At 69.0% G+C, this 10,259-nt stretch carries 10 protein-coding genes and 1 tRNA gene; 2 read left to right on the forward strand and 9 right to left on the reverse strand.

What is annotated here, in order from left to right; all coding sequences use genetic code 11:
• Positions 1 to 30 precede the first annotated feature (30 nt).
• The 9 genes from V7E09_RS12245 to lysA all read right to left on the reverse strand — a co-directional run bounded on the left by V7E09_RS12245 (position 31) and on the right by lysA (position 9,656).
• Positions 31 to 792: an L-threonylcarbamoyladenylate synthase gene (locus tag V7E09_RS12245; protein ID WP_324523454.1), complete on the reverse strand. Its 762-nt coding sequence runs from the start codon at positions 790 to 792 to the stop codon at positions 31 to 33.
• Positions 789 to 1,643, reverse strand: a complete 855-nt coding sequence (prmC, locus tag V7E09_RS12250) for a peptide chain release factor N(5)-glutamine methyltransferase (protein ID WP_324523455.1) — start codon at positions 1,641 to 1,643, stop codon at positions 789 to 791. Before prmC ends, V7E09_RS12245 begins: the two co-directional genes overlap by 4 nt.
• Positions 1,636 to 2,712, reverse strand: a complete 1,077-nt coding sequence (gene prfA, locus V7E09_RS12255) for a peptide chain release factor 1 (RefSeq protein WP_324510209.1) — start codon at positions 2,710 to 2,712, stop codon at positions 1,636 to 1,638. Before prfA ends, prmC begins: the two co-directional genes overlap by 8 nt.
• Before the next feature lie 85 nt (positions 2,713 to 2,797).
• Positions 2,798 to 3,010 (reverse strand): 50S ribosomal protein L31, encoded by a 213-nt coding sequence (gene rpmE / locus V7E09_RS12260; protein ID WP_324510210.1) that lies wholly within the window; start codon positions 3,008 to 3,010, stop codon positions 2,798 to 2,800.
• A gap of 155 nt (positions 3,011 to 3,165) precedes the next feature.
• Positions 3,166 to 4,944, reverse strand: a complete 1,779-nt coding sequence (gene rho, locus V7E09_RS12265) for a transcription termination factor Rho (protein WP_324510211.1) — start codon at positions 4,942 to 4,944, stop codon at positions 3,166 to 3,168.
• A gap of 178 nt (positions 4,945 to 5,122) precedes the next feature.
• Positions 5,123 to 6,325, reverse strand: a complete 1,203-nt coding sequence (locus V7E09_RS12270) for a glycosyltransferase 87 family protein (RefSeq protein ID WP_324523456.1) — start codon at positions 6,323 to 6,325, stop codon at positions 5,123 to 5,125.
• Complete coding sequence (gene thrH, locus V7E09_RS12275; RefSeq protein WP_324510213.1) at positions 6,315 to 6,923, reverse strand: bifunctional phosphoserine phosphatase/homoserine phosphotransferase ThrH; 609 nt, start codon at positions 6,921 to 6,923, stop codon at positions 6,315 to 6,317. The genes V7E09_RS12270 and thrH overlap by 11 nt, the downstream gene beginning before the upstream one ends.
• Before the next feature lies 1 nt (position 6,924).
• A complete protein-coding gene (locus V7E09_RS12280; protein WP_442956890.1) occupies positions 6,925 to 8,220 on the reverse strand; it encodes a homoserine dehydrogenase in 1,296 nt (431 codons plus the stop codon).
• A 29-nt stretch (positions 8,221 to 8,249) separates the two neighbouring features.
• Complete coding sequence (gene lysA / locus V7E09_RS12285) at positions 8,250 to 9,656, reverse strand: diaminopimelate decarboxylase (protein WP_324510215.1); 1,407 nt, start codon at positions 9,654 to 9,656, stop codon at positions 8,250 to 8,252.
• Positions 9,657 to 9,792: 136 nt separating this feature from the next.
• Between lysA and V7E09_RS12290 the strand changes: the two genes are divergently transcribed.
• Together V7E09_RS12290 and V7E09_RS12295 are read left to right on the forward strand one after the other, a co-directional pair.
• Positions 9,793 to 9,864 (forward strand) — tRNA-Arg (locus V7E09_RS12290).
• Positions 9,865 to 10,037: 173 nt separating this feature from the next.
• On the forward strand, positions 10,038 to 10,259 hold a 222-nt coding region (locus V7E09_RS12295; RefSeq protein ID WP_324523457.1), incomplete at its 3' end, for a 2-oxoglutarate dehydrogenase E1 subunit family protein.

Here is a 10,259-nt window from a genome sequence, read left to right on the forward strand (position 1 = left end):
GAACAGGACCAGCAGATACTCGCGCACCGCTCAGGCCTCGTCGGGCTGCACAGGCGTGTCGACGGTGCGTGCGGTGGCGTCGGCGTCCGCTTCGCCCCCGGCGGGGGCCTCCCCGCTCACAGTGGCTGGCTCACCCGCGGGAGCCTGGTCAGAGACGACCTCGATCAGTCCGGGGACCGCCGCGTTGAGTTCATCGATGCTGATGCGACCGGCGCGCAAGACCCGCGCCTGTACTCCGGTGAGATCGACGATGGTCGACGGGGCCGGATCGTCCACCGTGCCAGCATCCAGATAGACCGCACACCGCTCCCCCAACTGCCCGATGGCCTCGGCGATGGTCGTCGCCGCGGGCCGACCGTGCACATTGGCGCTGCTGACGGCCAGCGGGCCGGTACGGCGGAGTAGCTCACGCGTGAACTCCTGTGCGGGGACGCGGACGGCGATCGTGTCGCCCCGATCCCCAAGATCCATCCGCAGCGAGTCGCGCGCGGTGAGGACGACCGTCAGTGCTCCCGGCCAAAACGCCTCCGCCAGGCGCGTCAGGCGGTCGTCCGTGCCGCTCGCGAGCGCCCGGACCATGCCGATCTCGGCCACCAGGACGGGAGGCGGCATGTCCCTGCCGCGTTCCTTCGCGTCCAGCAGTCGCTGCACCGCGGCCCCAGACGTCGCGAGCGCTCCGACCCCGTAGATGGTGTCGGTGGGCAGGACGATCACCTCACCCGCCACGACGGCGGCCTGCGCTGCCGAGAAGGCCGTCTCTTCCTCGCCGATGGCGATCACCGAATACGTCACTCGCCCATCCTGCCAGCCCTGACCGCGGTCACGAACCGTGGTCGCTCGGTGAGGTCGAGGTGATCGTGGACGCGCGTGAACTGGCCGGTCTGCAGGAAGACCGCCGGTGCGCTCATCGCTTGCACCTCGGCGTGCTCCGCGCACACGAACCCGCCCGGGCGCAGCAACCGGGTCGCCACCTCCGCCACGACACGCATGGCATCCAGGCCGTCCTCCCCCGACACCAAGGCCAGCCAGGGGTCGTGGTCACGCACCTCGGCCGGCACGTCGGCCCAATGCTCCACCGGAACGTAGGGCGGGTTGGCGATGACGAGATCGACCGTGCCGTCCAGGTCTTCGAACGCTTCGGCCATGTCGCCCCCTCGGAGGTCGACCCGCAAGCCCGCCAGGTTGTCGACCAGGTAGGGCCAGGCCTCCTCCGAAAGCTCGACCGCCGCATACCGGCCCTGGGGGGCCTCGGTCGCCAGCGCCTTGGTGATGGCGCCGGATCCGGCACAGAGCTCGACGACGATCGGGATACGCCCGGACGCGGAGATGTCGGCGATGCGTTCGAGGGCCCAGCCCGTCATCACCTCGGTCTCGGGCCGCGGGATGAAGACGCCCGGGCCCACGTTGAGGGTCACCGTCCGAAATGGCGCCCGGCCCGTGACGTGCTGGACGGGCTCTCCCGTCTCGCGCCGCACCAGGGCCGCCTCCAACCGCGCGGCCGCCTCCTCATCCGGCGGCGCTGCGAGCAACAGCGCCGCGGTCTCGACGCCCAGGACGTGCGCCAGGAGCAGCCGCGCCTCGGCCACCGAGCCCAGGCGAGCGGCGGTCGTGGCAACCAGCCGGGAGATAGACGCCTCAGGCACCCGCGGACGCCAACCGCTCGGCCAGGTCGGCGGCCTGGAGTGCCTCGATCACGCCGGACATGTCCCCCGCCAGCACGGCGTCCAGGTTGTAGGCCTTGTAGCCGATGCGGTGGTCGGCGATCCGATTCTCGGGATAGTTGTACGTCCGGATGCGTTCGGAGCGGTCCACGGTACGCACCTGCGAGCGCCGCGTCGCCGCCGCCTCTTGGGCCGCCTGCTCCTCCCCCAAAGCAGCGAGCCTGGCGCGCAGAATGCGCATCGCCGACGCCTTGTTCTGCAGTTGGCTGCGCTCGTTTTGGCAGGTCACGACGACCCCCGAGGGCAGGTGAGTGATGCGGACGGCGGAGTCGGTGGTGTTCACACCTTGGCCGCCCTTACCGGAGCTCCGGTAGACATCGATACGCAGGTCATCGGGGTCGATCTCGAGCTGGGTGTCGTCTTCGACATCGGGCATGACCAGCACGCCTGCGGCCGAGGTGTGAATCCTCCCCTGGGTTTCGGTGACCGGCACGCGCTGCACCCGGTGGACGCCGCCCTCGAACTTCAAAACGCCGTAGGGCATCGCATCGGGGGAACCGTGGCCGCCGGCCTTCACCGCCAGCGTGAGGGATTTGAAGCCGCCCAGGTCCGTCTCGGCTGACTCGAGCACCTCGACCTTCCAGCCCCGGTGCTCGGCATACCGGCTGTACATCCGGAACAGGTCTCCGGCGAACAGTGCCGACTCCTCACCCCCCTCCCCCGACTTGATCTCCATCAGCGCATCCGCGCTGTCGTGGGGGTCGCGAGGCGCCAGCAACTCGGCCAGCTTCTCTTCCAGTTCCCCCAGCCGCTCAGCGAGGCTGTCGGCCTCGGCGCCGAAGGCGGGATCCTCGGCGGCAAGTTCTCGTGCCGCCTCCACGTCCGCGGTAAGCGCCTCGTGCTCGGCCAGTGCCTTCACGATCGGCGTCAGTTCGGCGTACCGGCGCCCCACCCGTCGCGACACGGCGGTGTCGGCATGGGTGGCCGGGTCGGCGAGGCGTTGCGTCAACGCGTCGAACTCCTCAACGAGCTCGTGGGCACGACCGAACATTCGGATCCTCTCGATGGAACTGCTGACGGGGGCAAAGACGACGCCGGGTGCCAGGAGGACTCCTGACACCCGGCGTTGTGACGGACTAGCCGTTCCGCTTGCCGTACCGCTTCTCGAAGCGGGCGACGCGACCGCCCGTATCGAGGATCTTCTGCTTGCCCGTGTAGAACGGGTGGCAGGCCGCGCACACCTCGGCGCGGATGACGCCGCCGGGAGCGGTCGAATGCGTGGTGAACGTGTTGCCACAGGTACAGGTGACCGTGGTCTCCACGTACTCGGGGTGAATACCCTGCTTCATGGAATCTCCTCTGTGTGAAGGGGCCGGGTCGCCAAAGGATGTCGAGCCTGAGCTCGGGCGTGAACCGGCACCGCCGCCCCATTCTGCCGTATGAGGCTCGCTGCATCAAACGCGGCGCACCGCCGGGGCATTCCCGACGGCGCGGCGCACGCGGATCAGTCGCCGCTCGGCGTGGTACGGCTGATGACGTGCAGGAACTCCAGGTTGGTTTGGGTCTTGCGCAGTCGGTTGATGAGCATCTCCAGCGCGGCCTGATCCTCCAGCCCGGACAGGACGCGGCGCAGCTTCCACATGATCGCCAACTCCTCCCGGGTCATGAGCTGCTCCTCGCGGCGCGTGCCGGAGGCGACCGCGTCGATCGCGGGGAAGATGCGCTTGTCGGCCATCTCGCGGCGCAGGCGCAACTCCATGTTGCCGGTGCCCTTGAACTCCTCGAAGATGACATCGTCCATCTTGGAGCCGGTCTCCACCAACGCGGTGGCCAAGATCGTGAGCGATCCGCCGTTCTCGACGTTACGGGCAGCGCCGAAGAACTTCTTGGGCGGATACAGCGCCGCGGAGTCCACGCCGCCGGACAGGATCCGGCCGGAGGCGGGCGCCGCCAGGTTGTAGGCCCGGGACAGCCGCGTGATGCCGTCGAGCAGAATGACCACGTCGTGGCCCTGTTCCACCAGGCGCTTGGCGCGTTCGATGGCCAGTTCGGCCACGGTGGTGTGATCGTCGGCGGGACGATCGAAGGTGGACGCGATCACCTCTCCCTTGACGGATCGCTGGAAGTCGGTGACTTCCTCGGGACGCTCGTCGACCAGGACCACCATCAGGTGCACTTCGGGGTTGTTCACCACGATCGAGTTGGCGATCGACTGCATGACCATCGTCTTGCCCGCCTTCGGAGGGGACACGATCAGGCCGCGCTGCCCCTTGCCGATCGGCGAGACCAGGTCGATGATGCGGCCGGTCATGTTGTTCGGGGTGGTCTCCAGCCGCAGCCGGTCCTGCGGGTAGAGCGGGGTGAGCTTGTTGAATTCGGGACGATCCTTGGCGAGCGCGGGATCGGCGGCGTTGATGGTGTCGATCCGGACCAGCGGGCTGAACTTCTGCCGCTCGCCCTCGCGGTGCGCGCGCATCGCGCCGGTGACGATGTCCCCCTTGCGCAGGCCCCATTTCTTCACCATGGACAAGGAGACGTAGGCGTCGTTGTTGCCGGGGAGGTAGCCCGAGGTGCGCACGAAGGCGTAGTTGTCGAGGACATCGAGAATGCCGCTGACCTCGGTCAGGACATCGTCCTCGGTCACGGTCGGCTCGGCCTCCATCTTGTCCAGGCCTGCGTTGCGTCCGCCCCCGGTGCCACCGGAGCGGCGGTTGTTGCGGTCGCGATTGCGCCGCCGGCGATTGCGACGTCCGCCCTGGGAGTCGTCGTCATAGGAGTCCGAGGAACGCTGCGCAGTGTGCGTGGCTGTGCTGGTCGGCTGCTGCCGCGGTTCCTCGACCGGAGTAGCGGAGGGGCGCTGCTCAGCCGACTCCGGCGCCCGGTTCCGGTTGCGTCCGCGACGAGGCCCCTCGGCGGCCAGCGCCTCCAGACGCGAGGCCACATCGTCGCTCGCGGCCGCGTCGGTGCGCTCCTGCGGTTCGGGTTGCGAGGCTGAACGCTCGGCCTGAGGCGCGCGGCGCTCGGACTGCTCGGGCTCGGCCTTCTTGGCGGGCCGCTCACGGCGCGCACGCTCCAGGGGAGCCACCTCCGGGGCGGGCGCGGACGACTCCAGGGGCAGCGTCGCCTCGGCGCGGGCGGTGCGGCGGGCACCGTTGCCCTGGCCGGACTGCGTCGCCTTGATCGCGCTGGCGAGTTCGGCCTTGCGCAGGCCGGTGGACTTGACGCCGAGTGAGGTGGCGAGCTTCTTCAGGTCAGGAAGAAGCATCGAATCGATGTCGGACACGTGGATCCTCTCGGGTTCCCTCCGGGCACTCTGCCTCGAGGGGGCGCGTCAACGGGCGGGTCGCAGACCAGCGGTGACACTCGAAATATGGGGAGCAGGCTTCACCGATTGACCTCGGCGCCCCACCTGCGGGGGCCACGCAACCTGGTGCGCTGAAACCAGCCTACCACGGTCACGCTCAGGCGGAGGTCGGGCGGGAACGCCAGGCCCACACCCCGCACAACACGACGAATGCGATCCCCAAGGCGATGCCGAGGTTGTCCACCAGCTGCTGAGTGGGTGTGTAGAGGAGTTCAGCGCCATCACCGCCGGGCAGCGCCTTGAACGGAGCCACCCACACCCAGGCCGCATACACCAGGCCAAACCAGCGGACGCTGCGCGGCAGGTCGGCGCCGAGCGCGAGGACGACCGTCAGCGGAACGATCCACACGTAGTGATGCGACCAGCTGATCGGGGAGGCCAGCAGGCTGGTGAGGCCCGCGACGCAGATCGCCAAGCTCACCCGTCCCGCCCGATGCACCAACACCGCCGCGGCGATGCCGATCACCGCGACCACCGCGCTCAGCACCAGGCCACCGCGCGACAGCTCGCCGAACAGGCGCGCCCACGCACCCATGACGGACTGGTTGGTCTTGAACACGATTCCGGCGTTGATGCCCGAGTCGCCGGACAGCAGCCCCGTCCAGTAGTGCATCGTCCCCGCAGGCAGCACCAATGCGCCCAGGCCGGTCGCAGCCACGAACGTGAAGAAGGCGACCAGCCCGGGGCGGCGGCGGCCAGCGAAGAACTGATAGGCGGCGACGGTGGCGGGAGTCAGCTTCACAGCGGTCGCCAGGCCGATCCAGGTGCCTTCTGGGGTGACCCGTCGTGGCAGGATCCGGCGTCCGGGCATGGAGTCCAGGACTGCGGCTGCCACCAGCAAGACGCCCAACTGACCAAAGCCGAGGGTCTCTCGCACCGGCTCTGCAGCCACGACGGCAACCGTGGTGACCAGGCTCAGCACCCAGCCGGACAACCCCAGCCGGTACAGCATCGCCATGAGCAACACCACGGTGAGCGCGATCCAGCCCACCTGGGCGACGACAAGCGGGACGACCGCCAAGGGGATGGTCAGCAACGCGGCGAAGGGCGGGTAGATCCACGGGAGTCCCTCAGCGACATAGAAGTCCTGTCCCGCCAGCAGCATGGATCCGGTACGCCGGTAGACGTCCAGGTCGATCATGGCGGGCGACCAGGGCACGAGGGTGCTGCCGGGGATCGTCACGGCAGCGATGTACAGGGCGGCCGCCATCGGGGGCAGGAACCACCCGACCGTCGTCAGGACGGAGCGCCAGTTCCATGTCGCCGTGGTGACTGCTTGGGGGGCGGCGCTACCCGACACGCGCCGCCGCTTCCGAGAAGGCCACCCGAAGCTGGTCGTAATCCCGGGCGACCGGGAAGTGCGGGAACTCGGCGACCACCGAGGCCGGGGGGTCGAACAGGATGCCCGCCTGCGCCTGGGTCAGCATCCCGGTGTCGTTGTAGGAGTCGCCGCTCGCGATGACGGTGAGGTTCAGCGACTGGAGCGCCGCCACCGCCTTGGTCTTCTGGTCGGTCTGGCGGAGCGTGTAGCCGACGATGCGGTTCTCGACGACGTTCAGCCGGTGGCACAGCAGCGTGGGATGCCCCAGGTGAGCCATCAACGGCATGCCGAACTCGTAGAAGGTGTCCGACAAGATGACCACCTGGAACCGCTCACGGAGCCAGTCGAGGAACGCAGCGGCCCCGGGCAGCGGCGCCATCGTGGCGATCACCTCCTGGATCTGGGCCAGGCCGATGCCGTGCGCGTCCAGCACCCTCAGCCGGTGCCGCATCAGTTCGTCGTAGTCGGAGATGTCGCGGGTCGTGAGCCGCAACTCGTCGATCCCGGTCCACTCGGCGACTCCGATCCAGATCTCCGGGACCAGCACGCCCTCCAAGTCCAAGCACGCCACCAACACGTCAGGCCCCTTCCACCCGCAACACCCGCACGTCTCCGTGTACATCGTCGGTCCCCAGCAGGTGTGCCACCACAGCCTGTACCGCGTCGTGCGCGGCCTCATGCGTCGTGACACCCAGGTGAGCCCAGCCGCCCTCATCGATCTGTTCCTGCCGCACCGCGGCGATCGAGATCTCCTGTCGCGCCATGGCCTCGGCCACCCGCGCGAGGACGCCGGGCTCGTCGCGCACGGTGACAGAGAGGTAGTAGCGCGACCGGACGGCCCCCGCAGGGGTGATCCCGGGGCTGCTGTACGCCGACTCCCCCGGGCCGGACACACCCCGGACCCGGTTGCGCGCAGCGGTGACGATGTCCCCCAGCACCGCGGACGCCGTCGGCGAGCCGCCCGCCCCCGGACCCATGAACATGAGCCGACCGGCGTTCACCGACTCGACGAAGATGGCGTTGTAGGCACCGCGGATCCCAGCCAGCGGGTGTTCCAGCGGAACCATGGTCGGATGAACCCCCACGGCCACGGTGCCGTCCTCGGACACGGTGCAACGAGCCAACAGCTTCACCACGCAGCCCAGCCGCTCCGCCGCCGCGATATCGGCCACGGCGATGGCGCTGATCCCGTCACGGTCCACATCGTCGAGGTGAACCCGGGTGTGGAACGCCAGGGACGCCAGGATCGCGGCCTTGGCCGCGGCATCGTAGCCTTCGACGTCGGCGGTGGGATCCGCCTCGGCGTAGCCGAGCGCCTGCGCCTCGGCCAGCGCGTCGGCGAACGTCGACTTGCGCGTGTGCATCTGATCGAGGATGTAGTTGGTCGTGCCGTTGACGATGCCGAGCACGCTCGTGATGGCGTCGCCGACCAGCGACTCCCGCAGCGGGCGGATGATCGGGATCGCGCCGGCCACCGCCGCCTCATAGTAGACATCGACGTCGGAGTCCCGGGCAGCGTCGAAGATGGCGTCACCGTGCTGAGCCAGCAGGGCCTTGTTCGCCGTCACCACCGATTTGCCCGCGCGGATCGCATCCAGCAGGTAATCCAGCGTCGGCTCCACGCCGCCGACGAGTTCCACCACGATGTCGACGTCCTCGCGGCGCACCAAAGCCGGAACGTCGGTGGTCAGCAGAGCCGGGTCGATGCCAGGCCGCGGGATGGTGCGTCGGACCCCGATACCCACCAGTTCCAGCGGGCGGCCGACCCGTTCGGCCAGATCGTCGGCCTGCTCCACCAGGATCCGGGCCACCTGTGACCCCACGACGCCGCAGCCCAGCAGCGCCACCCGCACAGGGGCGTCCCCGATCGTCATCATGGTCCTCGTCGTCCTCGCAGTCCGTGTCAGTCCAGGCCGGCGTCGAGGGCCAGCAGATCGTCCAGCGTCTCACGCCGGAGGATCACCGACACCTTACCGTCCCGCACACCGACGACCGCGGGACGCGGGGTGTGGTTGTAGTTGCTGGCCATCGAGCGGCTGTAGGCCCCCGCGGCCGGGACCGCGATGACGTCACCGATCCGCACGTCCCCGGGCAGGAACACGTCGCGCACGAGAATGTCGCCGCCCTCGCAGTGCAGGCCCACCACCCGCGACAGCGTCGGGGGCGCGTCAGTGACGCGACCGGCCACGACGGCGGAGTACTCGGCTGCGTAGAGCGCCGGCCGGATGTTGTCGCTCATGCCGCCGTCGACGCTGATGTAGCGCCGGGACTGCCCGCCGCCGAGTTCGACGTCCTTGATGGTGCCGACCGTGTAGAGCGCTGTGCCGGGAGGGCCGCTGATCGCTCGGCCGGGTTCGAGAGACAGCATCGGCTTGTCCAGACCGAAGGCCCGGCACTCGTGTTCGATGATCTCGGAGAGGCCGTGGGCGAGATCGGCGGGCGTGGCCGGGGAGTCGTCGATCGTGTACGCGATGCCGAAGCCCCCACCCAGATCGAGTTCGGGCAAGGTGACGCCGGTCGCCTCCTTGAACTGGCTCATCAGCCGCAGGGTCCGACGGGCCGCCACCTCGAAGCCGTTGGTGTCGAAGATCTGCGAGCCGATGTGGCTGTGCAGACCGACGAGATTGAGGTGCGCGCTGCCTTGGCATCGCACCAGCGCAACCAACGCCTGCCCGCCTGCGATCGAGAATCCGAACTTCTGGTCCTCGTGCGCGGTGGCGATGTACTCGTGGGTGTGCGCCTCGACGCCGGTGGTGACGCGGATGAGCACGTCCGGCCGCACGCCCAACTCGGAGCCGAGCCGCTCCAGGCGCGCGATCTCGTCGGCGCTGTCGATGATGATCCGCCCCACCCCGGACTGGAGCGCGACGCGGAGGAGATCCTCGGACTTGTTGTTGCCGTGCAGGCCGATCCGGGCGGGGTCGAAGCCCGCGCGCAGCGCGACGGTCAGCTCGCCAAGCGAGCACACATCCAGGTTGAGGCCCTCCTCGAAGACCCAGCGGGCGATGGTCCCGCTGAGGAAGCTCTTGCCCGCGTAATAGACCTTCCACCCGGCGAACGCCTGAGCCCAGGTAAGCGCCCGCCCCCGGAAGTCGATCTCGTCGATCACGTATACCGGCGATCCTGCCTGCGCGAGGATGTCGCTCACAGGCAGACCGCCCACGTGCATCTCCCCGCCGGGGCCACGGACCGTGGTGCCACTCCACAAGCCGTCGACGAGGGCGTTGGCGTCCGTCGGCCGGTCCAGCCACACCGGGGCGGCGGAACTGACGTCGGCATGGATCGATCCGGCAACGTGCATATGGGTCACGACGCTCAACTTTGCCACGTTCACCCGGGCCGACACGATCCGCGTCAGGTCGCGGACACGGCCGCCTTCGCCTGGCGCGGCTCAGACACCGCCACGATGGTGCTAGAGTCGTCCACGGCCCTCGTGGCCATGCGTTGCCCCCATAGCTCAGGGGATAGAGCACCGCCCTCCGGAGGCGGGAGCGCAGGTTCGAATCCTGCTGGGGGCGCCCCTTTTCGTCGAGTTCTCGTCGGCCCGCCGACGAGAATGCCTCACCTCCTCTCCCCCGGGCGCCTGTCGAGCGTGTCCAGGTTCGTCCCGGCTGCCATTCCTGGCTAAGCTCGGACGGAGGGCGGCCAACCACAGACAGGTCGTCCGTGCGCGAGCGAATGGAAGAAGGCAATGGTGGCGACGGCGCCCGGCAACAACTCCAGCGACCTCACGGACTTCGGTGCCAACGACTGGCTCATCGAGGAAATGTTCGAGGCCTATTCGTCCGATCCCAACTCGGTTGACCCCGCGTGGCGTGCGTTCTTCGCCGCCCGCGCCGCCGACGAGGCAGCACCGCCCGCGAACAACCCGCCGGTGGCCGTGGCCGAACCCTCCGCACCCGTGCCTGCCAAG

This window comes from Propioniciclava sp. (assembly GCF_036744435.1).
In the GTDB taxonomy this organism is placed as follows: Bacteria; Actinomycetota; Actinomycetes; order Propionibacteriales; family Propionibacteriaceae; genus Propioniciclava.